This window comes from Desulforamulus reducens MI-1, assembly GCF_000016165.1.
Classification (GTDB): Bacteria; Bacillota; Desulfotomaculia; order Desulfotomaculales; family Desulfotomaculaceae; genus Desulfotomaculum; species Desulfotomaculum reducens.
On sequence record NC_009253.1, the window covers coordinates 1,372,330 to 1,397,919 of the forward strand.

The 25,590-nt window shown below is 44.0% G+C and carries 23 protein-coding genes, 1 tRNA gene, 2 other RNA genes and 1 riboswitch; of the genes, 25 read left to right on the forward strand and 1 reads right to left on the reverse strand.

The window, feature by feature from the left end:
• The first annotated feature begins 144 nt into the window (after positions 1 to 144).
• From DRED_RS06965 to DRED_RS06985, 6 genes are all read left to right on the forward strand, one after another.
• Positions 145 to 1,524, forward strand: a complete 1,380-nt coding sequence (locus DRED_RS06965) for an IS481 family transposase (RefSeq protein ID WP_011877643.1) — start codon at positions 145 to 147, stop codon at positions 1,522 to 1,524.
• Positions 1,524 to 2,324: an ExeA family protein gene (locus DRED_RS06970; RefSeq protein WP_011876914.1), complete on the forward strand. Its 801-nt coding sequence runs from the start codon at positions 1,524 to 1,526 to the stop codon at positions 2,322 to 2,324. The genes DRED_RS06965 and DRED_RS06970 overlap by 1 nt, the downstream gene beginning before the upstream one ends.
• A 445-nt stretch (positions 2,325 to 2,769) precedes the next feature.
• On the forward strand, positions 2,770 to 3,276 hold the full coding sequence (locus DRED_RS06975) for a MarR family winged helix-turn-helix transcriptional regulator (protein ID WP_011877644.1): 507 nt from the start codon (positions 2,770 to 2,772) through the stop codon (positions 3,274 to 3,276).
• Positions 3,277 to 3,620: 344 nt separating this feature from the next.
• Positions 3,621 to 7,859, forward strand: coding sequence for a 2-hydroxyacyl-CoA dehydratase (locus tag DRED_RS06980; RefSeq protein WP_041274522.1), 4,239 nt, complete (start codon positions 3,621 to 3,623; stop codon positions 7,857 to 7,859).
• 235 nt (positions 7,860 to 8,094) lie between these two features.
• An RNA gene (gene rnpB / locus DRED_RS18065) (RNase P RNA component class B) lies at positions 8,095 to 8,443 on the forward strand.
• A 106-nt stretch (positions 8,444 to 8,549) separates the two neighbouring features.
• Positions 8,550 to 8,625, forward strand: a tRNA-Ala gene (locus tag DRED_RS06985).
• A 116-nt stretch (positions 8,626 to 8,741) separates the two neighbouring features.
• Positions 8,742 to 8,933: riboswitch (cobalamin riboswitch) on the forward strand.
• Here DRED_RS06985 and DRED_RS19535 read toward each other — a convergent pair.
• A complete protein-coding gene (locus DRED_RS19535) occupies positions 8,921 to 9,049 on the reverse strand; it encodes a hypothetical protein (RefSeq protein ID WP_274376911.1) in 129 nt (42 codons plus the stop codon). Its footprint overlaps the riboswitch before it by 13 nt.
• Before the next feature lie 22 nt (positions 9,050 to 9,071).
• On the opposite strand from DRED_RS19535, the gene DRED_RS06990 reads away from it, so the two are divergent.
• From DRED_RS06990 to ssrS, 19 genes are all read left to right on the forward strand, one after another.
• Positions 9,072 to 9,737 (forward strand): ANTAR domain-containing response regulator, encoded by a 666-nt coding sequence (locus DRED_RS06990; protein WP_011877646.1) that lies wholly within the window; start codon positions 9,072 to 9,074, stop codon positions 9,735 to 9,737.
• Between the two features lie 190 nt (positions 9,738 to 9,927).
• On the forward strand, positions 9,928 to 10,272 hold the full coding sequence (gene eutS / locus DRED_RS06995; protein WP_011877647.1) for an ethanolamine utilization microcompartment protein EutS: 345 nt from the start codon (positions 9,928 to 9,930) through the stop codon (positions 10,270 to 10,272).
• A 17-nt stretch (positions 10,273 to 10,289) separates the two neighbouring features.
• On the forward strand, positions 10,290 to 10,724 hold the full coding sequence (locus DRED_RS07000) for a EutP/PduV family microcompartment system protein (protein WP_011877648.1): 435 nt from the start codon (positions 10,290 to 10,292) through the stop codon (positions 10,722 to 10,724).
• Between the two features lie 27 nt (positions 10,725 to 10,751).
• Positions 10,752 to 12,230, forward strand: a complete 1,479-nt coding sequence (locus DRED_RS07005) for a sensor histidine kinase (RefSeq protein ID WP_011877649.1) — start codon at positions 10,752 to 10,754, stop codon at positions 12,228 to 12,230.
• Positions 12,196 to 12,675: an ANTAR domain-containing response regulator gene (locus DRED_RS07010; protein WP_011877650.1), complete on the forward strand. Its 480-nt coding sequence runs from the start codon at positions 12,196 to 12,198 to the stop codon at positions 12,673 to 12,675. The genes DRED_RS07005 and DRED_RS07010 overlap by 35 nt, the downstream gene beginning before the upstream one ends.
• A gap of 142 nt (positions 12,676 to 12,817) precedes the next feature.
• Positions 12,818 to 14,221 (forward strand): ethanolamine permease, encoded by a 1,404-nt coding sequence (gene eat, locus DRED_RS07015; RefSeq protein ID WP_011877651.1) that lies wholly within the window; start codon positions 12,818 to 12,820, stop codon positions 14,219 to 14,221.
• 89 nt (positions 14,222 to 14,310) lie between these two features.
• Positions 14,311 to 15,696, forward strand: coding sequence for an ethanolamine ammonia-lyase subunit EutB (locus DRED_RS07020; protein ID WP_011877652.1), 1,386 nt, complete (start codon positions 14,311 to 14,313; stop codon positions 15,694 to 15,696).
• Entirely contained in the window at positions 15,689 to 16,627 is a 939-nt protein-coding gene (gene eutC / locus DRED_RS07025; protein ID WP_011877653.1) for an ethanolamine ammonia-lyase subunit EutC, read from the forward strand. The genes DRED_RS07020 and eutC overlap by 8 nt, the downstream gene beginning before the upstream one ends.
• 21 nt (positions 16,628 to 16,648) lie before the next feature.
• The gene (locus DRED_RS07030) at positions 16,649 to 18,118 is read left to right on the forward strand and encodes an ethanolamine ammonia-lyase reactivating factor EutA (RefSeq protein WP_011877654.1); all 1,470 of its coding nucleotides are present in this window, start codon (positions 16,649 to 16,651) and stop codon (positions 18,116 to 18,118) included.
• Between the two features lie 36 nt (positions 18,119 to 18,154).
• The gene (gene eutL / locus DRED_RS07035; RefSeq protein WP_011877655.1) at positions 18,155 to 18,808 is read left to right on the forward strand and encodes an ethanolamine utilization microcompartment protein EutL; all 654 of its coding nucleotides are present in this window, start codon (positions 18,155 to 18,157) and stop codon (positions 18,806 to 18,808) included.
• Between the two features lie 54 nt (positions 18,809 to 18,862).
• Complete coding sequence (gene eutM / locus DRED_RS07040; protein ID WP_011877656.1) at positions 18,863 to 19,150, forward strand: ethanolamine utilization microcompartment protein EutM; 288 nt, start codon at positions 18,863 to 18,865, stop codon at positions 19,148 to 19,150.
• A 38-nt stretch (positions 19,151 to 19,188) separates the two neighbouring features.
• Positions 19,189 to 19,959, forward strand: a complete 771-nt coding sequence (locus DRED_RS07045) for a cobalamin adenosyltransferase (RefSeq protein WP_011877657.1) — start codon at positions 19,189 to 19,191, stop codon at positions 19,957 to 19,959.
• A complete protein-coding gene (locus DRED_RS07050) occupies positions 19,956 to 20,246 on the forward strand; it encodes a EutN/CcmL family microcompartment protein (RefSeq protein WP_011877658.1) in 291 nt (96 codons plus the stop codon). The genes DRED_RS07045 and DRED_RS07050 overlap by 4 nt, the downstream gene beginning before the upstream one ends.
• 18 nt (positions 20,247 to 20,264) lie before the next feature.
• Complete coding sequence (locus DRED_RS07055) at positions 20,265 to 21,587, forward strand: 4Fe-4S dicluster domain-containing protein (RefSeq protein ID WP_011877659.1); 1,323 nt, start codon at positions 20,265 to 20,267, stop codon at positions 21,585 to 21,587.
• Between the two features lie 13 nt (positions 21,588 to 21,600).
• Positions 21,601 to 22,146 (forward strand): BMC domain-containing protein, encoded by a 546-nt coding sequence (locus DRED_RS07060; protein WP_011877660.1) that lies wholly within the window; start codon positions 21,601 to 21,603, stop codon positions 22,144 to 22,146.
• 24 nt (positions 22,147 to 22,170) lie between these two features.
• Positions 22,171 to 22,881 (forward strand): cupin domain-containing protein, encoded by a 711-nt coding sequence (locus DRED_RS07065; RefSeq protein WP_011877661.1) that lies wholly within the window; start codon positions 22,171 to 22,173, stop codon positions 22,879 to 22,881.
• A 32-nt stretch (positions 22,882 to 22,913) separates the two neighbouring features.
• Positions 22,914 to 24,368, forward strand: a complete 1,455-nt coding sequence (locus DRED_RS07070) for an acetaldehyde dehydrogenase (acetylating) (RefSeq protein ID WP_011877662.1) — start codon at positions 22,914 to 22,916, stop codon at positions 24,366 to 24,368.
• A gap of 8 nt (positions 24,369 to 24,376) precedes the next feature.
• Positions 24,377 to 25,078 (forward strand): phosphate propanoyltransferase, encoded by a 702-nt coding sequence (locus tag DRED_RS07075; protein ID WP_011877663.1) that lies wholly within the window; start codon positions 24,377 to 24,379, stop codon positions 25,076 to 25,078.
• 247 nt (positions 25,079 to 25,325) lie between these two features.
• Positions 25,326 to 25,510: non-coding RNA, 6S RNA (ssrS, locus tag DRED_RS18225), on the forward strand.
• The last annotated feature ends 80 nt before the right edge of the window (positions 25,511 to 25,590 follow it).

The following is a 25,590-nucleotide window of genomic DNA, read 5'->3' on the forward strand; positions in this document are numbered from 1 at the left end:
AACTTAAATTTTGGTGGAGAAGGCAAAAACACAACTTTTGCGTAGGAAAGGCTATTGCTCGGTGGTATTATGCAGTTTGTGGGAGAAGTTTAACCGGTTAGACCTCCTCTGACAGTTAACACACAGGTGGAGGTGTATTTTGTTATGCTCACAGCCAAAGATAGGGAAAGTATTGCTCTTAAGAAATTTTCTTTGATTAGTCCAGTACTAAATGGCCAGGTTAAAAACCAAAAGGATTATTTCGAAACTATATGTGTTAAGCCCATTGATATGCCCTATTATGGATTCAGGATGTATTCCCCAAAAACTCTTATGTGTTGGTTAAGTGATTATCGTCGTGGGGGATTAGACTCATTAAAGCCAGGTTACCGATCGGATAAGGGTAAAAGCCGAAAGGTAAGCCTAGAGATTGCTGATGAAATTCGTAAGAAAAGAAGCCAAATGCCACGGATTACTAGCGCACTGCTCTATGAAGAGTTAGTTAAAGATAAAGTTATTCTTCCGGAAAAGTTGTCACGAGCGACTTTTTACCGTTTTCTGGTCGCTAATCCTGAACTGGCTGCAGGTAAAGATCCAGAAAACCCTGGTGAGAAGGAACTTAAACGTTTTTCTCACCAAAGAATTAATGAATTATGGCAAACTGATATTATGTTTGGTCCATATATTAGTATAGGTAAATCAAAGAAACAAGCCTACCTAATCGCATTTATCGATGATGCCTCCAGGTTGATAACACATGCACAATTCTTCTTTTTTCAAAACTTCGTAGCTCTTCGAGTAGCTTTGAAAGAGGCTGTTCTAAAACGAGGAATTCCCAAAATGATCTATACAGATAACGGAAAAGTTTATCGTAGTGATCAACTAAATATGCTTTGTGCTGGATTAGGTTGCTCGTTAATTCATACAGAACCTTTCACCCCTACGTCTAAGGGTAAAATTGAAAGGTTTTTTCATACTGTGAGGCAACGCTTTTTATCTAGATTAGACCCCACTAAATTAAAAAGTTTAGACCAACTAAATTTATATTTTTGGCAATGGCTGGAGGAAGATTATCAGCGCAAGACCCATAGTGCTTTAAATATGAGTCCATTAGATTTTTTTATGGCTCAAGTCCATAATATTAATTTTTTAGCCAACCCCCAATTATTAGAGGAGCATTTTTTATTGCTCGTTACCAGAAAAGTTAATCATGATGCGACCCTGTCTGTTGAATCTATTCTTTATGAAACGGAGCAAAGCTTAGCCAATTCACGACTAGAGGTACGGTACGACCCAGATTGGTTAGCTAATTCAAACCAACCAATTTTATTATACCGGGATGGTATGAAAGTTGGTGAGGCCAGACAAGTAAATTTTTTTGACAATGCTAGGGCTAAAAGAAAGGGTCGAGGTCGGCAATCTCAGTCATCACAGGAGTTACTGGAATCGGTTGAAACGTCGGAACAGAAAGCAACTCCTAGTATTTCTTATGCTCAAATTGATGACCAACTTAAACAATCGTCAAGAGAAGTAGGTGATCGCTAATGTTTACACAATTCTTTGGACTTAAGTTTAACCCTTTTTCTAAAGAAGTACCGGCGGACAAATTATTTATTAGCCAAGACTTATTGGAACTAGAATCGAGGTTAAAATATTTGCAAAGTACCCGTGGAATCGGGTTAGTTGCAGGTGAACCAGGTGCTGGCAAATCAACAGCTTTGAGAAAATTTGTTAATGAGTTAAACCCAGCTCTCTACAAGCATTGTTATTTTTCTTTGGCGACTGTTACTGTGTTGGAATTTTATCAGGGACTTGCCTTAGAACTTGGTGAGCAACCTAAACACAAAAAGGTAGCTATTTTCCGTCAAATTCAGGGCGCTATCAATTCTATGTACTATGAACGCCGGATTACGCCGGTAATTATCTTAGATGAAATACATTTAGCTTCAAACAAGTTGTTAGAGGATTTAAGGCTCATTTTTAACTTTAAAATGGACTCGCAAAATCCCTTTATTCTTGTCTTAGCAGGACAACCTTTAATTCGATCTAAGTTATCACTCAACATCAATAACCCACTAAGGCAACGTTTGGTAGTGAAACATATTATGCAGGGGTTAAAACCTGAAGAAATTAGAGATTATTGCACCAGCCGATTAAAGCAAGCAGGGTTAATCGAAGAGATTTTCACCGATTCAGCAATTGACGCTATCTATGCCACAACAAAAGGCTTACCACGGTTAATTAACAATTTAGTTACTAATTGTCTGCTTTACGCTTATTACAAAAAGTTAAGGCAAATTGATGAAGAGGTAGTTTACCAGGCCCAAAATGAACTTAATATTTGAACAGACTCAATCTTTGGAGACGCTGTGGTGGTTTTATCATCCCGGCGTTTTTTATATTCCTAGAGGAACGAATCTATTTTAATTTGATAAACAGACTGATTATTGCCATTACAATTTAATAATTTTTGATAGGACTATATAAAACAGAGAGTTTTTAATTTAAGAATCCTGGATGATTTAATTTGAGAATTGACACCAACAAACCGATACTGCCTTATCTCCTTTAATGACAACAGTTTGTCTTTATTAATAATTTAAACAGTAAAAAAAGTTGCTAATAGCAATCAATGGTGGTTGACAATAGCAACTAATGAAAGTATTCTATAATTAATGGAATATTTTATTAAAAAAGAACGACTAGGTATTTTTGCAAGGACAATTTACAGTTGGTTGATGATAAACAAAATAAGAAAGTTTAGATTAAACAAGGATTGGAGTGACATAATTGAGCATAGAAAAATCAGTAAAAGACATATTAAAAGATAAGGGGGGGGATTTCGACTTAGGTTTTGATACTTTTAAGATAGAAGATACGTTTGGTTTTATCATCAATAGATCAGCAATAGTCATTAGAAGACGGCTAGCAAAAATGCTGAAAGAGGCGGGGTATGACATTACGCCTGAAGAATTTTCCTTACTCAGCAGACTTTGGGAGGAGGATGGAATTCAACAAACAATACTGACAGAAAAAACATTAAAGGATAAGACTCGAGTGACACGTTTACTTAACAGCTTGATCAAAAAGTTCTATGTAAGTAAAAAGACTGATGAGGCCGATCGCAGAAACTATATTATTTATTTAACTGAAGAAGGTTATGCCATAAAAGCTGATATTGTTAAAATTTTTAAAAAAATAATGGAGAATGCTTCTGAAGACATTGATCAAGGCGAAATTAACGTGACTAAAAAAGTCCTTAGAAAGATATCCCAAAACCTAAATGATATTGATTAAGAAAGGAGGATTTCTCTGGTGAATTAATAGAAGCTCTGTATTATGGTTTAAAACAATATAAATCAGATTTTAGATAGATAAACTGGACTAAAGTAACCAGTGGAGAATTAGAACTATGGAAAGCCTAAAAAGCCTGCATAATTTTCCTTCTAACAATTCCTAATCAGGGCAGAAAGTATAACTATCTGACATAAATAAAGGCAAACTAAGGCCTAACCTGACTGTGACCTTTACCCTAAAGGTCACAGTTAGGCAGGTAAGTCAGCCAGATTTCTATAATAAGTAAAAGGGTATTACCCATAGTTTGCGTGATAATTATTATGATGAGCTTTGGGGGAATCGATATGAGTAGAGTTTTAAATGTTGGACTAGATATTGGCTCTACTACCGTTAAGATGGTTATTTTGGACAAGAATAATCATATTGTCTATAAAAAGTATGCAAGGCATTTTTCCGACATAAAAAATACGGTAATTTCTCTATTTGAAGATGCCAGATCAATTATGCAAAGAAATTTATTAACCGTAATGGTTACAGGTTCCGGTGGTTTTAATTTTTCGAAAAAATTACAAGTACCCTTTATTCAAGAAGTGATTGCCTGTGCCCATGCTATTAAAAATGTAATACCAAATACGGATTCAGCAATTGAACTGGGTGGTGAGGATGCCAAAGTTACCTATTTTGGTGAATCCATAGAGCAAAGAATGAATGGAACTTGTGCTGGGGGTACAGGAGCTTTTATTGATCAAATGGCAGCCTTGCTGCAGACAGATGCTTCAGGTCTAAATGAGTTAGCCAAGAACCATAAAAGTATTTACCCCATTGCTTCGAGATGTGGTGTATTTGCCAAAACGGATATTCAACCCTTATTGAATGAAGGAGCGGCTAAGGAGGATATTGCCGCATCTATCCTACAAGCTGTTGTCAATCAAACCATTGGTGGCTTGGCCCAGGGCAGACCCATTAGTGGTAAAGTTGCCTTTTTAGGCGGACCTTTACATTTTATGTCGGAACTAAGAAAACGTTTTATTGAAACACTAAAATTAGAGCATAATAATGTTATTTTCCCAAACAATTCTCATTTCTTTGTAGCTTTAGGGGCAGCGTTATCATCAAGAGAAGTACAGCCTCTCTCTTTTGAATGTTTACACGAAAAAGCTCCTATTATCTGGAAGAAGAACTATGATGAAGGTGAAAAATTAGAGCCTTTATTTGCCAACGATCAAGAGTATGAAGAATTTAAAGAAAGACATGCCAAAAACAAAATTAAAAAAGTAGACTTAGGGAGCTATGAAGGGAATGCTTTCCTGGGTATTGATGCCGGGTCTACCACTACCAAGGTTGCCCTAATTAGTGAAGAGGGAGGTTTATTATACTCCCACTACGGAAGCAATAATGGTAGTCCTTTAGAATCTACCATCGAAGCTTTAAAGTGTTTATATGAAAAGCTAAACCAAAATACAAAGATTGTTAACTCTGCGGTTACCGGTTATGGTGAACATTTGATCAAAGCTGCACTAAGGGTAGATATTGGAGAAATTGAAACTGTGGCCCATTATAAAGCAGCTGATTTTTTCTTACCTGGGACAGATTTTGTGTTGGACATTGGCGGACAGGATATGAAAAGTTTAGTAGTTCGTGATGGTGCCATTGATTCCATTATGCTAAATGAAGCCTGTTCTTCTGGGTGTGGGTCTTTTATCGAAACCTTTGCCAACTCATTAAATATGGATGTTAAGGATTTTGCTAGATTAGGGCTTCAGTCCTTAAATCCTGTGGACCTTGGAACCCGCTGTACGGTTTTCATGAACTCCAAAGTAAAACAAGCACAAAAAGAAGGAGCAGAGGTAAGTGATATTTCTGCTGGAATATCTCTTTCAGTTATTAAAAATGCTTTATTTAAGGTAATCAGATTAAGAAGTACTGAGGATTTGGGTAATAAAATAGTTGTTCAGGGAGGAACCTTTTACAACGATGCTGTGCTGCGTGCCTTAGAGAAAATCACTAATAGGGAAGTAGTTCGTCCGGATATTGCGGGTATTATGGGGGCCTTCGGAGCAGCTTTAATTGCCAAAGAACGCTTTGAAACTGGTTACCAAACAAGCCTTTTACAAGGAGACGAGCTCAATGACTTTAAAACTGAGACTTCTCTGAAACGTTGTGGTTTATGTGGTAATAACTGTTTAGTGACAATTAAACAATTTTCCAATGGACAGGAGTTTTATTCTGGCAACAGATGTGAAAGAGGTGCAGGCAAAGAAAAAGTTAAAAATAACACTCCAAACCTCTATGATTATAAATATAAAAGAGTATTTAGTTACAAACCCTTGTCAGTACAGGAAGCAACCAGAGGGACCATCGGGTTACCCAGGGTACTAAATATGTATGAAGATTTCCCATTCTGGTTTACTTTCTTTACCCAGTTGGGTTATCGTGTAATTCTTTCGGGCCGGTCAACCAAAAGAATATATGAACTAGGCATGGAGACGATTCCTTCAGAATCAGTGTGCTATCCGGCCAAGCTGGTACATGGTCACATTGCAGATCTCGTAAACAAAGGAATAAAGAAAATATTTTATCCCTGTATACCCTATAACATTCAAGAGGATCAAGAAGCCGACAATCGATATAATTGTCCTATTGTTACCTCTTACCCGGAAACCATTAATGCTAATATGGGTGTTCTTAGAAACAATAATGTTACTTTTTATCATCCGTTTTTACCCATTGATTTGCCCAATCGCATGGTTAACCGATTGGTTGAAGAATTGGCAGACGAAGGGATAGCTAAGGCTGAGCTAGCCGGAGCTGTTAAAAGGGCTTATGCGGAACTGGACAGATATAAGGAAGAGGTAAGAAAAAAGGGTGAAGAAACTCTTACCTATATTAATGAACATAATATAAAGGGTATTGTGCTTGCGGGCAGACCCTATCACATAGATCCGGAAATTAATCATGGCATACCAGAGATGCTAAAGTCCTATGGCTTTGCTGTTTTACCAGAAGATGCAATTAGGCATTTGGTTAAGACTGAAAGACCCTTGCGTGTTGTAGACCAATGGGTATACCATTCAAGAATGTATGCTGCTGCCACTTATGTTGCACAGCAAAAAAACCTGGAATTGATTCAACTGAATTCCTTCGGCTGTGGCTTAGATGCTGTTACCACAGATCAGGTAAAAGAAATTTTAGAATCCTATGGGAAGATTTATACGGTGCTAAAGATTGATGAAATAAGCAATCTGGGAGCTGCACGAATACGAGTACGCTCACTGGTTGCCGCCATCAAGGAACGGGACAAGAAGGGTTTTATACCGAAAAAACTATTTACCTACCCCGGTAGAGTTATATTCACTAAGGAAATGAAGCAAACCCATACAATCTTGGCACCCCAGATGTCACCCATCCATTTCCAATTTTTAAAGATTGGATTTGAAAAAGCAGGGTATAATATTGAAATTCTTCCCTCAGTGGATAAGTTGGCCATTGATGAAGGATTAAGATACGTACATAACGATGCCTGTTATCCAACCATTATCATAGTTGGTCAGTTAATGAGGGCCTTAAAATCTGGTAAATATGATTTAAACAACACCTCTATTATTATGGCACAAACAGGTGGCGGCTGCCGTGCCACCAACTATATTGCCATTATTCGAAAGGCATTAAGAGATGCAGGGATGGAACAGGTGCCGGTTATTTCCCTTTCATCCGGCTTGGAGAAAAATCCCGGATTTAAGGTGACCTTGCCCATCTTCCATAACATGATGATGGGGTTAGTCTATGGTGACCTTCTAATGAGAGTATTATATAGGGTACGACCCTATGAGAAGGTTCCAGGTTCCGCCAATAGATTATACCACTATTGGGTAGAGCGGTGTCTGCAAGACCTAAAAGTTGGTGGCAGAAAAGAGTTTAAAGAAAATATCTATAGAATTGTTAAGGATTTTGACTGCCTGGAAATTCATGAGGATTTAGTAAAACCAAGGGTAGGAGTAGTAGGAGAAATATTAGTTAAGTTTCACCCCACTGCAAATAATAATATTGTTGAATTGTTAGAAGCGGAAGGCGCAGAGGCTGTGGTGCCGGATCTAATTGATTTCTTTTTATATTGTTCTTTCGATAATAAGATTAAATATCAACTACTGTCCGGAACCCTTTGGAAAATGATTTCCGGCATGATTTCTGTAAAAACCATTGAGTCCTATAGGACAGATATGAAAAAGGCTTTACATGATAGTAAACGGTTTGAAGCACCGAAAGCAATTGAAGAGATTGCTCAATATGCAGCAAAACACCTATCATTGGGAAACCAAACCGGAGAGGGCTGGTTTTTAACGGGAGAAATGGTTGAACTTATTCAAAGTGGAGTAAACAATGTTGTTTGTTTACAACCCTTTGCCTGTTTACCAAACCATATAACAGGAAAAGGTATGATTAAAGAACTAAGAAGAGCCTATCCTACAGCCAATATTGCACCAATAGACTATGATCCAGGGGCTAGTGAAGTTAATCAACTAAATCGAATCAAACTTATGCTTTCTGTGGCAATGGAAGCTGTAAAAAAACGTGCTGGTTCCTAAAAATATTTTAGCCAGAAAGAAAATGATTGTTTAAGCTAGTATCCTTTAAAACTCCTGGGCTTTAAAAATATAGTGCTAAAAAAACTTATGTCTTTAATTTTAGGCAAATTAATTTTAAAATAACTCAATACAATACTTGGTGCTAATTTAGTAATATTCCAGCAACAAACCTCTTGATTTATTTCAAAAAAGTAGTATAATTTATAAATGTCGCATGAATGCGGCAGGTTCAAAGTACAGTGAGTAGTCGCTGTTTCGTTTTAAACGGAGCAGAGGAAAGTCGAGACACGCACACTTGTTGAGAAGCCAATAGGCACCGACAAGTGTAAGATGGTGCCCGGTGCAAGCCGGGGCAGGGCGACCTGACGACGGTGAAAGTAACTCTCGGAGTTATCAGTAGCCATAAAGTGCCACAGAAACGATGTCACCGGGTGACCGGTGAGTGCAAGGGTAAACTCCACCAGCGTGCAACCCAAATAGGCAGGGACATTTGTCACCTGCGGGTAGGGGCACCTCGCTTGGCGAGGAAGGGGAATTCTTCTCCTTAGATAGATGACTACTAAAACAGAATCTCGCTTATGGCTGTAGCTTTGGACTAATAATAACCAACAAAATAGTAAGTAAAAGTTTAAAAGATGGACTTGCACAGTTCGGCAAACTATGCTAAAATCTATTTTGTCGGAAAGAGATGGGGGCGTGGCGCAGCTGGGAGCGCGCTTGAATGGCATTCAAGAGGTCAGGGGTTCGATCCCCCTCGTCTCCACCAGTAAAAAAGGATTTCAGGATTTTTCCTGAAATCCTTTTTTTACTTAAGTCTTAAGGAGCATTGGTGATATACTTTGAACTTATAACTTATTAGAAGTCCTGGCTATTTAAAATAGAAAATTGCATATGGAAATGGGTGCTTTACCTTGAGTGGGTAAAGCTTAAAAGGGAAGCCGGTGCAAGTCCGGCGCGGTCCTCGCCACTGTAACGGGTAGGGACTCCACATAATGTCACTGGGAAATACTCCTGGGAAGACGTGGAGTACCGATGATCCAAAGTCAGGAGACCTGCCCATTTTAAATTACCACAATGCCTACGGGTGTATAGGGAGGTGGTTTCCTCTTGATTGTACTGTCTTTGTCGGTACCGCCATGATGATAACCTGGCTTGTTTGTGGCCAGGCTTTTTGTTTCTAAGTTAATCATCTAAGGAGGATTTTGTATACAAATGGCGAATAAACCTAATAATTTTAAAATAATTACTTTTCCTACAGATTTATATAGGAAACAACAGGAAAAGTACCGTGAGCATAGCGGGGAGGAAGAGAGGTTGCGGGTGGTACTGGCGGAAGACGAGCCTATTATCCGTATGGATATCCGGCGGATGCTAGAGGACATGGGGCACCAAGTGGTGGGAGAATGTCGGGATGGGGACGAGGCTATACGGTTAACCAAAGAATACCGTCCAGATGTGGTCCTTATGGATATCAAGATGCCCAGGATGGAAGGATTAGCGGCTACCCAGGTAATTTTTGAAAAAATGATGGCCCCGGTGGTGCTGTTAACATCCTTTAGTGATGCTGAGACAGTGCAGGAGGCCATGGACAGCGGTGCCTTTGGCTACTTGGTTAAGCCAGTCGATGGAAAAAGGCTGCGTACAACCTTAAAAGTTGCCCGCCAGCGTTTTGTAGAAATGAGAAAGCTAAGAACAGAGGTAGACAGGCTGTCGGAAGCGAATGAAGATCGAATTATTATCTCCCGGAGCAAACTCCTACTGCAAAAAAAGCTTGGTTGTACTGAGGATGAAGCCTTCAAAATTATTCGCAAAACAAGCATGAATCGACATTGTCGTATGGGTGAAGTGGCCAGAGAAATCCTAAGAAAAAATATCTAAATTTTTTGTCGAACAAGAAGGAAAAAGAAGACTATCCATAGAATATTCTTAATTAAATAACAGTTTGTAAGAGTTAGCTACAATAGAATAGCTGTTTTTTAGACAGAAAGGCAATGAAGCCCTATTCGGCCGAACGAAAAAAATATCGTGCGGTTGGTAGGGTTTTGTTTTTTTACAAAGGAGAATCATCATGGAAGTTGATAAAAAAGCAAGGATAATCCAAGAATACGTACCGGGAAAACAGGTGACTCTGTCACACATTATTGCCCACCCGATACAGGATTTGTATCGAAAATTGGGTGTTGAGCCCGCAGGAGCCATTGGTATTCTAACCTTAACTCCTGGTGAGACAGCCATTATCGCAGCTGATATAGCCACCAAGGCGGCGGATGTAGCTATAGGGTTCCTAGACCGGTTTACCGGTTCAGTGGTGGTTACCGGAGATGTGGCAGCCGTAGATTCAGCGTTGAAAGAAGTTAACGATGTGCTTAATCGGAATTTAGGTTATACTGCTGCTATGATAACCCGTTCCTAGGTTGGGGGTTGGATAGAATGAGTAAGATTATGGTGGTGGGCGCTGTAGGCGCTGGCAAGAGCACTATTTTGGCGGCCCTGCGGGGGAATGTGAAAGATGTAAAAAAAACTCAGGTTATAGAGTTTGGCGCACAGACTGTGGATACCCCTGGGGAATATATTGAGAATCCTCGTTTTTACCGGGCCCTTTTATCCACCGCTCTACAGGTGGACTATGTATTGTTTGTTCAGGATGCTACCAGTGATAGATCCGTTTTCCCCCCAGGCATAGGGCAATTGTTTCCTGGTTACTCCGTGGGAATTATCACTAAAGTGGATCATCCTGAAGCAAATGTGGAGAGGGCTAAAGGGCTGTTGCATCACCTGGCGCTTAAAGGAAAGGGAGAAGTATTTGAAGTTTCTGCCCTCGCTGGTGACGGATTGGAAGAGTTAAAGCAACGTTTGGAACTGTAGCATACTGGAAGTTGGGTGGGTGCTAAGATGGCTGCAGAAGCAAGGGAACTTCAACAGAGTTTAGTTAGCTTGTGCTTAGAAGAATGTAACTTGTTAGAAGATGATATTCTGATTCTAGAGAAAATAAGCACTAATTTGCAATATTTTGCAGACCTAGCTGTGGCCGATGTATTTATTGACGTCCTTACTAGGAACCAAGAACGTGCTTTGGTGGTAGCCAACGCCAAGCCTACCACGGCTCCTTCTCTATACCGGGGCAGTGTGGTGGGGGCCTATGCTCTGCAATGTAACGAACCGGCAGTTTTCCAAGTCTTTGAGACTGGTGAGACCGTGTTAAACATGAAAGGCTTAAGTCAGGAAGGGGTACCCATTCTACAGAGGGTGACACCCATTCGAAATGTGGGGGGCAAAATCATTGCTGTACTGATCATGGAAAGAGATAATTCCTTCCAAGTGAAGCAGCAGCAAACCATGAAATTTCTCTCAGAAACGACTCAGAAGCTTACTGATACGCTCTTGAATATTACCCGCGTGGGAGAGGTGTTACCGACACTGATCCATGATGCACTATTTATTGTGGCTGAGGGGAAAATTTCCTATGCCAACAGAGTGGCCACCGAGTTAACCAAGGATCTAATCAATGGTATTGAGCCAGTGGGCCTGATGGTGAAACAACTTATTTCTCAGGTGCCCGAACTGAGTGTGGTGTTTAGTACGGACTCGGATGCCGAGGAAGTGCAACTCCTTAAAAATACCTTTTTGGTGAGAGCATTACCGATCCTAGATACCGCAGAGGTTCGGGGCAGGGTATATTTACTAAGGGACATTACTGAATTACGCAAGAAAGAGAAACAGTTGATTGCTAAATCCACCGTAATTAAAGAAATTCATCATAGGGTTAAAAATAATTTGCAAACCATAGCAAGTCTGATGAGGCTACAGATGAGGCGAGTGCAAAGTGAGGAAGCCAGAATTGCTTTTCAGGAAAGTATCAATCGCATCCGCTGTATTGCTCTAGTTCATGATATTTTCTCCCGGGAATCCCCGGAGATGATTGAACTAAGGGAGTGCATCCAACGGATAGGCCAAATACTCATAGAGAATATGGTATCCTCGGAGCAACAAATTCAGTTGGAGATAGCGGGGGATGAAGTCTATATTCCATCAGAACAAGCCACTTCAACTGCCATTGTTATTAATGAAATTCTACAAAACTCCATAAAATATGCATTTATAGGTAATATAATCGGTAACATAGTTGTTAGTGTAACTGATCAGGGGAATCGGTTAAGTGTAACCATCCAAGACAACGGAAAGGGTTTCCCACCAGAGTTTGATATTAAAAAGAATGCAAATTTGGGGCTTCAGATTACCTATGCTTTGGTTACCGAGAGCTTAGGTGGGAACATTGCCATGTATAACAAGGATGGTGCAGTGGTTGAAATAGACTTCCCGAAATGGGGGGCTGAGGATGATGCATTCGCTACGGATTGTGTTGGCGGATGATGAGTTTCTAACCCGTATGGATTTAAAAGAAATGCTGGCAGGGCTGGGTCATCAGGTGGTGGCAGAGGCCAGAAATGGTCCTATGGCATTGGAGCTTGTAGAAAAATTACGGCCGGACATGGCTATATTGGATATTAAGATGCCTAAAATGGATGGTATTAAAGTGGCCAAACTTATTGCCGGTCAGAAACTTTGTGCAGTTCTGATGTTATCTGCCTATAGTGAAGAAGAATTAATATTAAGAGCTATGGATGCCGGGGTAACGGGATATATTACCAAGCCGGTTATCGAAAAGGAACTGGAGCCTGCCTTGCGGATTGCTTGGGCTCGTTATCAAGACTTAATCAGGCTAAAGGACAAAAAAGTTGCCTTAAAGGAAACCCTGACACAAGATATTCAGGGGGCCAGGTCTCGCAACAACAATGGGGCGAGGCTTAAAAAATAAAATAGCTGGGGCAAAGAGGTCCTTAAGGTGCGGAGGATTATTTATCCATCGTGCTTTAAGGCCTTTTGTTTTTTAGGGGGTGTAAAAAAAGGTAAGTAAAACGACCCGGAAAAACCAAAAATAAATAGAAGGAGGTAACTGAATGAGTGACAAGAGTTGTAATGTACAGGCTCAGGAAGGGCAACAGTTAAAAAAGGTTGCAGGTCCTTTACTGCTATGGGGTCTTGGCGTAGGATATGTAATCTCCGGTGACTATTTCGGATGGAACTTTGGTTTAGCTGCCGGCGGCTTTTGGGGATTATTCGCTGCTACCATTTTAATGGCTATTATGTATACCAGTATGTGTTTGACCATTGCTGAGTTGTCCACTGCTATTCCTTTTTCCGGTGGAGCCTATGCCTTTGCCAGGCGGGCCATGGGACCCTGGGGTGGTTACTTGGCCGGTATTGGGGTTGTATTGGAGTATGTTCTGGCTCCGGCGGTAATTGTTAACGGTATTGCTGGTTATGTACACGTGTTGTTCCCCGATGTTGCTCAGTGGATGCTAGTAATCGGTTTCTTTGCAGTATTTCTAATTATGAATACCCTGGGTGCTAAAACTACTTTGAACTTTGAACTAGTGGTTACCGCCATTGCGGTGGTGGGTCTAGGCATATTTGCCTACCTAGCCATTCCACACTTTGATGCCAGCAAACTGACCAATATTGCGCCCACGGAGGGTAATTCCAAAGTCTTACCCTTTGGATTAGTTGGTATTTGGGCAGCTATTCCCTATGCCATCTGGTTGTTCCTGGCCATTGAAGGACTTCCTCTGGTATCCGAGGAGTGTAAAGATCCTGCTAAGGATATGCCTAAGGGACTTATTTCTTCCATTTCAACACTGGTTATCACCGCCTTTTTGGTACTTTTCCTGGCTGCCGGTAATGGCGGAGCAGACGCCATGAGTACATCCGCCAGTCCATTGCCCGAAGCTCTGGCTGGAGCGCTGGGGCAGGCTCACTGGTCTATGAAAGGCTTGGCACTGATTGGTTTGGCAGGGCTGATTGCCAGCTTTAACGGCATTATTTTTGGCTACGGCCGGGCCATTTTCTCTCTGTCCCGTGCTGGTTACCTGCCAAGATTTTTATCTGCTGTTCACCCCCGTTTCCATACACCTTATGTGGCTTTGCTGGTAGGTGGTGCAGTGGGTATTGTCGGTGCTATTTTGGGTAACGGTGATGTTTTGATTCAAATTGCCGTGTTTGGTGCGGTAATTTCCTACATCATGATGATGCTTTCAGCCATTGTTTTGCGGAAAAAGGAGCCTAATATGCCTAGGCCATATAAAGTGCCCCTATACCCCTTAACTCCTTATGCTGCACTGATACTGGCCATTATTGCACTTTTCGCCGGGTTCTTCTACGCGCCCAAGGTCATTCTTTGGACTGCTCTGGTTTACGCCATCTTCGTAGCGTACTTTGCTTTCTATAGCAGACATCACCTGGTAGCGAAAGCTCCTGAAGAAGAGTTTGAATTACTGAGAAAAGCCGAAGAAGAATTAGGTTAGTCGGGTATGTCCTGCTCGTTAGCGAATTGGTTAACGAGCAAACATCCCTTTATAAAATAAGAAAATAAGGGGGGACAAGGATAGCGATTATGAAGCTTAAAACCAAGTTATTTGGCCAGGTCTTTTCCTTCCGAGATGTTCGTGAGGTAATGGCCAAAGCAAATGAAGAAAAATCTGGAGATATTTTGGCCGGCATAGCCGCTAGCTCAGCGGCTGAACGGGTGGCTGCTAAGATTGTTTTAAGTGAGCTTACCTTGGAAGATATCTTCAACAATCCGGCAGTTCCCTATGAAGAAGACGAAGTAACCCGAATTATTTATGATAACCTGAATCGATCCATTTATAGTGAGATTAAGGGCTGGACCGTGGCCCAATTAAGGGAATTTATTTTAAAAAATGAGACTGGGCCCAGTTGTATCCGTCGTGTTAGCCGGGGCCTCACCAGTGAGATGGTGGCGGCGGTGGCTAAGTTAATGAGCAATTTAGATTTAATTTACGGGGCCAAAAAGATCCAGGTTACAGCCCATTGTAATACCACCATCGGGGAGAAAGGTTGTTTAGCGGTGCGCCTGCAGCCTAATCACCCTACCGACAGCCCCGAAGGAATTTTAAGCTCCCTGCGGGAGGGTCTGTCCTACGGCATCGGGGATGCCTTAATAGGTCTTAACCCGGTGGAAGATACGGTGCCCATTACCACTCGTTCCCTGGAAACGATGTATAACTTTGCCCAGGAATGGGAGATTCCTACCCAGGTGTGTGTACTGGCTCACGTAACGACGCAAATGAAGGCCATCGAGAAGGGAGCTCCGGGGGATCTGATCTTCCAGAGTTTGGCTGGCACCCAGGCTGGTAATGAGGCCTTCGGAATTAGTAATGACATCTTAAAAGAAGCCCAGGAAGTGGCCCTTAAATATGGGAGATCCACAGGACCCAATGTAATGTATTTTGAAACTGGTCAGGGTTCGGAACTGTCCTCAGACGCACACCATGGCGTAGACCAAGTAACCCTGGAGGCCCGCTGCTACGGTCTGGCCAAGCAGTTCAACCCTTTCCTGGTTAACACAGTTGTTGGCTTTATTGGGCCGGAATACCTGTATGACGCCAAACAGGTTACCCGGGCCGGTCTGGAAGATCACTTTATGGGCAAACTAACCGGGATTCCCATGGGGGTGGATGCCTGCTACACCAACCACATGAAGGCGGACCAGAACGACATTGAAAACCTGGCTGTACTGCTCACCTCAGCAGGAATCAACTACTTCATGGGGATTCCCATGGGGGATGATGTAATGTTGAATTACCAATGCACCAGTTTCCATGATATTGCTGCCCTAAGACAAACTGTAAATCTAAGGCCCTTACCCGCCTTTGAAAAATGGATGGAGAAAATGGGTCTGTTGAAAAATGGTTACCTTACGAGCAAGGCCGGGGATCCTTCCGTCTTTACCGGCAGGGGGGGTGTAAACCGTGATTGAGGAACAAATTCGGCAGATTGTACAGGCGGTTATCAGCCAAATGACGGGCGACGAAGCTGATAAACCACAAAGAGGGGATGCCAAGACAGAGCCTAAGGCACCGGATATTTCAGTAGAGAAAAGTACACCGCCCTGTTGCGGGTCAATCTTAGAGGATGTAGCAGATGAAGATTTAGAAGATCTATCTGCGATTGATTTGCAGAAAGAAATCTTAATACCTAATCCCGCTGACCCGGCTGCCCTGGCATATTTTAAACAAAGTACTCCTGCCAGAATCGGGGTGTGGCGTTGTGGTGCCCGTCCCCTAACAAGGACTCTGCTCCGTTTTCGGGCAGACCACGCTACCGCCCAGGATGCAGTTTTTAAGGAAGTTGATGAGGAAGTTTTAAATAAGTTTGACTTAGTTCGGGTACAAACCAAGATTACGGACAAGGATCAATATTTGACACGGCCAGATTTAGGCAGACAATTGTTGGATGAAGATCTACAAAAGATTTTGCAAAACTGTCCCAAGAATCCCCAAGTACAGATTGTAATAGCCGATGGTTTAAGTTCCAGGGCTGTGGAAGCCAACCTGGAGGATATTTTGCCCTCCCTGAAGCAAGGGTTGGCAGCCCAAAATCTAAAGACTGGCAAGGATATCTTTGTCAAGTTTGGCCGGGTAGATGTAATGGACCAAATCGGGAAGGCTTTAGATGCTGAAGTGGTGGTGCTGCTAGTGGGCGAACGCCCGGGTTTGGGTACCTCTGAGAGCATGAGTGCCTATATGGTCTACAAACCTGGCCCCCAAACTGTGGTGGCCGACCACACGGTGGTATCCAATATTCATAAGGGTGGTACACCGCCGGCCGAGGCGGGAGCCCATTTGGCCACCGTGGTAAGGAAAATATACGATGCTAAGCTCAGTGGAGTGAAGCTCACCCTGCAATAGGCTTAAAGGGGGAGAATTCAGGTGGAGGATAGGAACACCAAAAAACTACTGAGTGTTGGTATCGATGTAGGTACCACCACCACCCAGTTAGTGGTTAGTCGCATCTTGGTCTGCAATATAGCGCCAGGCTCGGCAGTACCCCGCATGGCCATAACCGGCAAGGAAATACTTTACCGCAGCGGGATTCACTTTACCCCACTGTTGAACAGGGAAATTATTGATGCCCAGGGAGTTACGCAAATTATTGCTCGGGAATATCATCAGGCAGGGATTTCGCCAGAGCAGGTGGACACTGGTGCGGTGATCATAACTGGCGAAACGGCTAAAAAGGAAAATGCCAGGAGCATCTCGGAGTCCCTGGCCGGCTATGCTGGCAACTTTGTAGTGGCCACAGCGGGCCCCCAACTGGAATCCATCATTGCTGGGCGGGGAGCTGGGGCCGCAGCCCTCTCGTCGGAATTGCACCGGGTGGTGTTAAATATTGACGTAGGCGGCGGCACTGCGAACTTAGCAGTTTTTGAAGAAGGTCAACCGATTGATGCCACTTGCATCAATATAGGAGGGCGTCTGGTAGAACTGGAAACTGGGGGAGACCGGATCCGCTATGTGGCACCAGCGGCCAGAGTAGTCCTTGAAGAATGTGGCATAAAGGCGGAGGTAGGGGAAAGACTCTCACTGCAAGAAATTCGGACTATAAGTAAAGCCATGGCCCAAGCTGTTAAGAACTTGCTGCTGCCAGGTCCGTTGCCATCCATTAGCCAGCGTATTATGATGGGACCGTCCTTAAGGTTGGATTACCCTATTCATATTGTGACCATCTCCGGTGGGGTAGCAGACTTCGTTTACACCGGTCAAGAAATTTGGCAATTACAAGAGGGAAGTAGGTTTGGTGATATCGGTCCCTTTTTAGGGGCAGCCTTGGGCGAGGCCCTCCTGGGCGAGCAGTGGAAGTTGCTTCAGCCTAGGGAGACCATTCGGGCTACTGTTATCGGTGCCGGGGCCCATACACTGAATTTAAGCGGTAGTACCATCAAAGTGGCACAGGAGTTACTTCCCATACGCAATGTGCCGGTTATTAAACCCTTTGCCAGAGATATTCCCCTTAACCCGGAGGAATTAGCCGGAGGGATGTCCCTGCGACTGGCACCTTACTGGTCAGCCGGTTACAAAGAACCGGTGGCCATTGCCCTCGGGGGGTTGAAAGGAGCAAAGTTTCGGCAAATCCAAGAGGTGGCTACTACAGTCGCTGGGGTGACCAGAGATTATGTAGCAGCGGGACAGCCCCTGATACTGATAATGGAAGAGGATTGTGGCAAAGTGATGGGACAATCCTTAGCGTCCATTATGGGAACCCAGGCGGGAATCATATGTCTGGACCAACTTTATACCTCAGACGGAGATTATATCGATATCGGGGAAGCTATCATGGATGGTACCGTAGTGCCGGTTATTATTAAGACCCTGGTATTTGAAAGTAACCAACTACAGTGACAGATGAGAACATTTGTAAGAGGGGAGGTTAAAAAAATGGTGTTGCAACCCATAAAGGCAGATATATTGGCTGTTAAAATGATTCCCAATGTATCACCTGACCTGGCCAAGAGTTTACAATTAAATCCGGATCAGCGTAGTGTCGGTATGCTTACTTGTACCATTGATGATGCTGGTTATACTGCCATCGATGAAGCCACCAAGAAAGCACTGGTGGAAGTGGTTTATGCTAAGTCCTTTTATGCAGGTGCTGCCCACGCCTCAGGACCCCTGTCTGGAGAATTTATCGGTATCATTGCTGGACCCAGTCCGGCCGAGGTAAGGAGTGGCCTGGAAGCGGCTATCACTATGCTGGAGGAAGAGGCATTTTTTTATACTGCCGATGAGGAAGGTAAGATTGCCTTTTACCCCCATGTAATATCCAGAACTGGCAGTTACTTGTCAAGTTTAGCAGGTATTACCGAGGGAGAGCCTCTGGCCTACCTGATTGCGCCACCCATTGAATCAATTTTTGCAGTGGATGCGGCTTTAAAAGCTGCGGATGTTGAGATGAAACAATGGTTTGGACCACCTAGCGAGACCAACTTTGGCGGGGCACTCCTGACCGGCACACAGAGCGCCTGTACCGCTGCTGCAGAGGCATTTAAGGAGGCGGTACTCTCTGTGGCCCGTCAGCCAAGGGAATTCTAATAGATTTAATTTCTAATTAAATAAATAGCTAAAAATATTAGGAGGTAATGACTAATGAGTAATACAAACGCACTGGGTATGATTGAAACCAAGGGTTTAATCGGTGCTATCGAAGCTGCTGACGCTATGGTAAAGGCTGCTAACGTTTATCTGATTGGCAAGGTTCATGTTGGCGGTGGTTTGGTAACCGTGATGGTAAGAGGCGATGTGGGTGCTGTTAAAGCTGCCACCGATGCAGGTGCAGCGGCTGCTCAGCGGGTTGGCGAACTGATTTCCGTCCATGTCATTCCCAGACCCCATGGTGATGTCGAACTGGTATTGCCAATGAATGAAAAGCAATAGTCTATCATGAAGAAGCTCTAGTTGAGGAGGGTTGATAGATGAGAGTTTTTACAGAGTTAGAACTAAGGGATCAGTACTTTAAAAATCCCTTTGCTACTTTTCACCTTCCTCCCAACTGCAGGCTGACCCCGGCGGCAACTCAGTTTCTCAATGAAAGAAAAATTAAGGTGGTGACGGGGGAAAACCCCTCCCCCGCCCCATCTTTTACTGACAAACAGGTTGAATGCAAGGGAACAGCCAGAGAAAAGGGATATCTGCTGCCAAATGGACAGTTTAGCGAAAAAAAGCCGGAACATATGACCCAATTAAAGGGCAAAAATCTGGTGGACAAACGACACCCTGTGATTCGATTAAGGGGTAAACTAGATTCCTTCCAGGCCCTGGCCATTGATACCATCATTGACTTGCAGACCTTTGGTTATGGTCAGATGGCTAAAGAGCTGGAAGAGGTATTAACTCTGGCTAGGGCGGTGTTACGGGCTGAAGTAACCGGCGAAGAACTGCCCGAGCCTGGTTTTGCGGGGCTAACCTCCAACGAAATTCGAGAAATTTCTCATCACCCCGATAAACACCTAGGAGTCAAACATTTTTTACCTTCACCTGCCCATGGGAAGATAATGGCGCGGCTGAACCTGTTGCGTACCTCAATTAGGGAAACAGAATTAGTGGCGGCAGATGGTTTTGTTCGGGAGAATGGTGAAACCGAACGTAAAGATATCATGGAAACCCTAAATCGGATGAGTAGCATGATTTATATTATGATGTGCAAATTGTTAGCAGGAAAATCAAACGGGGGTGAAACCCTTTGATTTTAGGTAAGGTGGTTAGCAGCGTTTGGGCTACCCGTAAAGAAACTTCCCTGACTGGGGTTAAGTTTATGATTGTGGAGATATTGGAAACCTTGAGCGATCTGGAAGATAGCGATAAGATAGACAGGCGTAAGAAACGTAAAGTAGTTGTAGCTGCTGACCTAGTAGGGGCCGGTATTGGAGAGAAGGTGCTGGTCAGCCGCGGCAGCTCAGCTCGACAAATCGAGGGGCTCCAGGAAACGCCCGTCGATATGGCCATTATAGGAATCATTGACGAAGAAAGATAGGAAGCGGGGTGATGGGGTTTGTCAGGCGATGTGGTGCGGGCAATCCATGATGCAGGCGTGGTAGGCGCCGGTGGAGCCGGCTTTCCCACCCATGTAAAAACTTCGGCGAAGGTTGACTGTGTAATCATTAACGGAGCAGAGTGCGAACCCCTACTGCGGGTAGATCAGCAGTTAATGAGAGACATGCCCCGGAATCTTTTAAAGGGCTTGTCCATGTTGCTGGACGCGGTGGGTGCCAAACGAGGCGTCATTGCACTTAAGAAAAAGTATACCGTCGCCATCGAACAGCTTTCTTCCTGTATAACTGACCCAAGGATAGAGATATTTAAGCTGGATGATTTTTATCCTGCCGGAGACGAACAGGTTATGGTTCGGGAAGTAACCGGCAAATCGATACCTGAGGCGGGCATACCTCTGCAGGTAGATTGTATTGTTAGTAATGTGGAAACCGTTTTGAATGTGGCTGCCTCCCTGGAAGGGCAACCTGTGACAGATACCTGGTTGACCGTAACAGGTCGAGTAACGGAACCCTTTACCTGTCAGGCACCAATTGGTACCTCCAAGCGGGAAATTCTGGCCCAGGCTGGAGTTCAAAAGCAAGAAGGATTGGCCCTGATCGAAGGGGGGCCGATGATGGGCAAGTTGGTGGAAGATTGGGATACCCCGGTGACCAAAACCACCAAGGGTTTAATTGTTGTGCCGGAGGATCATCCCTTGGTTACAGCCAGAAAAGCTCCTCTGGAGGTTTATTTGCGGCAGGCTCGCTCGGTTTGTATGGGTTGTGCCCGCTGCACCGAGATGTGCCCCCGGAATTTATTGGGACATAACTTACAGCCTCACCTGATCATGCGGGCCATGGCCTATGGCAAGGCAGATTCTCAGGCTATTAAATCCTCTTTGCTTTGCTGCGAGTGTGGAGTTTGCGAGTATGCTTGTCCTATGAGATTATCCCCCAGATGGGTGAACACCAGTCTGAAAGGCCAACTTGTGGCAGCAGGTATTCGCTATCAGGGTGACGGCACAGAACCAGAAGCTGCCAAGAGCAGGGATGAGCGAAAGATTCCGGTTAAGCGTCTTATTTCTCGATTGGCTCTTAAGGAATATGACAAACCTGCTCCGGTAAAAGAATTGGCCAATAAGCCTAAGAAGGTAACCATCCTGCTACGGCAACATATTGGTGTTCCCTGCCAACCAGTGGTAGAGGTGGGGGACTTGGTGGAGCGTGGCCAATTAATTGGTGAAATTCCCGAAGGCAAGCTGGGGGCTCGGGTGCATGCCAGCATTGATGGGGTTGTACTTGAGCAAAACGTAGCTCAAGTGGTTATCCAGGCACTAGACTAGAGGGGGTACTAAAGTGCGTTCCATAGGTATGGTAGAATTCAACAGCATTGGCCGGGGCATAGAGGCTGCGGATTTTATGGCGAAAGCGGCCCAAGTTGAATTGACAGTTTGTAATACCGTATGCCCCGGTAAGTATATTGTTTTGGTTAGTGGAGACGTAGCAGCGGTACAGAGTTCTGTACAGGCCGGTGTCGAACGGGGTAAGGAAACAGTTGTGGACCAATTTATTCTGCCCAACGTACATCCCTCAGTTTTTCCGGCCATTAACTGCACCAGCGGTGTAGATTCTCTACAGGCCCTGGGCATTATTGAGACCTATACCATCGCCTCCTTGATTGTAGCGGCAGACGCGGCAGCCAAGGCAGCGGAAGTGGAATTAATTGAAATAAGAACGGGTATAGGGATTGGCGGCAAGTCCTTTGTGACTCTGACCGGCGATGTGGGTGCAGTCAAGGCGGCTGTGGAAAGCGGTGTTGCGTCAACCGCGGAAAGTGGATTACTGGTCAGCCAGATCGTAATCCCTTCTCCCAGCAAGCTCTTGTATCCCTATATTATTTAAAATAGGGTTTTAGGAGATGAATAAATGAAAGAATTGATAACTGCCGCTGAAATAAAAAATCATGCCCTCAGGGGGAAGCAACAACTTCTGGTTGGGCCGGCTAGTATTGTAACCCCGGCCGCCAAAGATTCAGCCAGAGACCTTGGTGTGGAACTGGTTTATTCGCTGGATAAGCCAACTGCCGAGTACCAACAACATCTCACCCAGTCTGTTTGTGAACCAGTTGTGGAAAGTAAAGGGACGGAAGACTTAGTTTCTTTGGTGGCCCAAAACATAGGGGATCAGTCGGTGAGCCCTGAATTAGTGGGGTGGATCGTCAAAGAAGTCATTGCTGCCTTAAAGGGAACAAATCTCCCTACAGGTCCGGTGACAGAGAAAGATAAGAGCGGTTTACGACTGGTACGGGGCGAAACCGTGATTTGCGAACCCTTTTCTACCGGCAATCCCAGGGATCGTGTGTTTCTGAAAGATTTACTACCCTTGGAAGATAGTCCTAACATGGCAGCTGGCATGATGAAAATGGAAAATTCTGCCTTCGAATGGGAATTAAAATACGATGAGTATGATTACGTTATTGAGGGTGAACTGGAGATTATTGTGGACGGCACAAGCTACCTGGGTAAACCCGGGGACGTTTTCTTTATTCCTAAGGGAACCAAAATTGTGTTTAGTAGCCCTGGTACGGTAAAGTTTCTTTATGTAACCTACCCTGCCAATTGGCAAGATCAGGTATAAGGAGAATTCTGTAGGAGATAGGAGTGACAGAAATGCTAGACTTCGACCTCAGTTCGATACAAGAGGCCAGGGATTTGGCCCGTAAGGCTAAAGAAGCTCAAAAAATCTTTGCTAAATTTAGCCAGGAAGAGGTTGACAGAGTTGTTAAAGCCATGGTGGATGCGGCTCTGGCCAATGCAGAATGGCTGGCCAGAATGGCAGTGGACGAAACAAAGTTTGGCGTATTTGAAGATAAAGTAACCAAAAATCGTTTTGCCTCCGAAGGTGTATATAACTACATCAAGGATATGAAGACGGTTGGCATTATTAATGAGGACAAAGAGAAGCGGGTTGTTGAGATTGCCGCTCCTGTGGGTGTGGTCATGGGAATTATACCTTCCACCAACCCAACTTCCACCACCATATATAAATCAATTATCTCCCTGAAGTCCAGAAACGCCATTGTCTTTTCGCCACACCCTTCCGCTTCACGTTGTATTTTTGCGGCTGCCCAAATCATGCACAAAGCCGCGGTGGAGGCAGGGGCACCCGCCGGAATTATTGGTTGTCTATCTAAAAATACCATTGCTGCCACCAATGAATTAATGAAACATGATGACATCGCTGTTATTTTGGCCACGGGCGGTTCTGCTATGGTAAAGGCAGCCTATAGTTCCGGTAAACCGGCCTATGGCGTGGGCCCTGGCAACGTACCTTGTTTTATTGAGAAGTCTGCGGATATTCAATACGCAGTTCGATGCGTCATGGCCAGTAAGACCTTTGACAACGGGACCATTTGTGCTTCGGAACAAGCCATTGTAGTAGAAGAGTGTATGAAAGATAAGGTTGTGGCTGAACTAAAAGCCCAGGGCGGCTATTTCATGACCCCGGAAGAGATTAGTAAAGTAGCCAAGTTTCTATTTACCCCCAAGGGTATGAATGCGGCTTTAGTTGGTAAAAGCGCCAAGTTCATCGCCGAAAAGGTAGGAATTAACATTCCTGAGGGCACTAAAGTATTAATTGGCGAGCAGACAGGTGTGGGCAAAGACTATCCGCTGGGCCGTGAGAAGCTGACTGCTGTGCTAGCCTTTTACTGTGAGAAGGATTGGCACGCTGCCTGTGAACGGTGCATTCAACTTCTTGAATATGAAGGCATTGGTCATAGCCTGGCGATTCATTCTAATAACGATGAAATTATCCGTGAATTTGCTTTACACAAACCTGTATTTAGAATACTTGTCAACACACCCTCTACCCTAGGTGGTATCGGTTATACCACCGGGATAGCACCAGCCCTGACTTTGGGCTGCGGTACTTGGGGCGGCAGCAGTACTTCTGACAATGTAACTCCCAGACACCTGATCAATATTAAACGTCTGGCATATCCCATCCGGGAATATGAAAAGGTGTCCCAGGCGGAAAAGATCGTAAAGGAAGAATGTGCGGATCAAGTTTCACTGGAGGACATCGCCCAAATTGTGCAAAAGGTGCTGGCACAGTTGAAATAGGGTAGGTGATGACAGTGGATAAAAGTGCGCTAATCAATTTAATCACCAAGCTGGTCCTGGAGGAAATAAAAAAATCTGGCCGGAGTCAGGGAAAAAGCAACGCAAGTGAACTTCCAAAGTCTCTGACCAATATTGATAAAGATAAACTAATACCCGTTGGTATTTCCAATCGGCATGTGCATCTTTCTCAGGAACATGTGGAAATTCTTTTTGGCTCTGGTGCCAAATTGACAAAATTCAAAGATTTGTCTCAACCCGGTCAGTATGCTTGTCAAGAGATGTTGACCCTGGTAGGACCTAAGGGAGTGCTGGAAAAGGTAAGGGTATTGGGGCCCACCAGAAAGCAAACCCAGGTGGAGGTAGCCCTTTCGGACTGTTTTAAGCTGGGTATTAAAGCCCCCATCCGAGATTCAGGAGATGTTAAGGGTTCCGCCAGTCTAACCCTAGTGGGGCCGCAGGGTTCCATAACAATTTCAGAGGGAACCATCATTGCCAGTCGCCACATTCATATGCATACCAGTGAAGCGGCTTGGTTAAGCCTGAGAGACGGCCAAAGGGTGTCAGTGCGGGCCCACGGACCTCGCAGTGTCACCTATGCTGAGGTGCTGGTACGGGTCAGTGACCAATTCAACCTGGAGATGCACGTTGACATGGATGAGGCCAATGCTGTGGGCCTGAAAAACGGCGATTTAGTTGAACTACTGGGGTAGTAGTTTCTGAGGAAAAGGCCGTACTCACAGGATAGAGTACGGCTTTAGCCGATTACATACGATGTAGTTATCAACTCTCAGTCATCAGCCAGCGGAAAGGCTGATGACTGAGAGTTGATTGCTTATAAAACTGTCTTTATCAGCATGACAGTATTAATAAAGAGAGGGAATAACCCGATATTACCAGTTTAAAACCCTTGAATAACGTCAGTTTATTTGTTATCATACAGCTACGGTATTTAAAGAATATTTCCTGCTTTGTGCGTTACTTGATGATTTTTAAACCCACAGTGCATTTTCGGGAATTGGCCTTAAGCTGCGTATACCAGGCCGCATGGATACATAGCGGAAGGTAGAAACATTTTAGCCGATACCCACCTGCGAGAAGCGGGTATTTTAAAAACGTTAAGCTGACGGCAAAGCGGGTTAACATGCAAAAAAACCTCCGGAATTTTCCTGGGGGTTTTTTTATAATTATTTTTAGTCTGGCAGTAAAATCTTTGTTTATACAT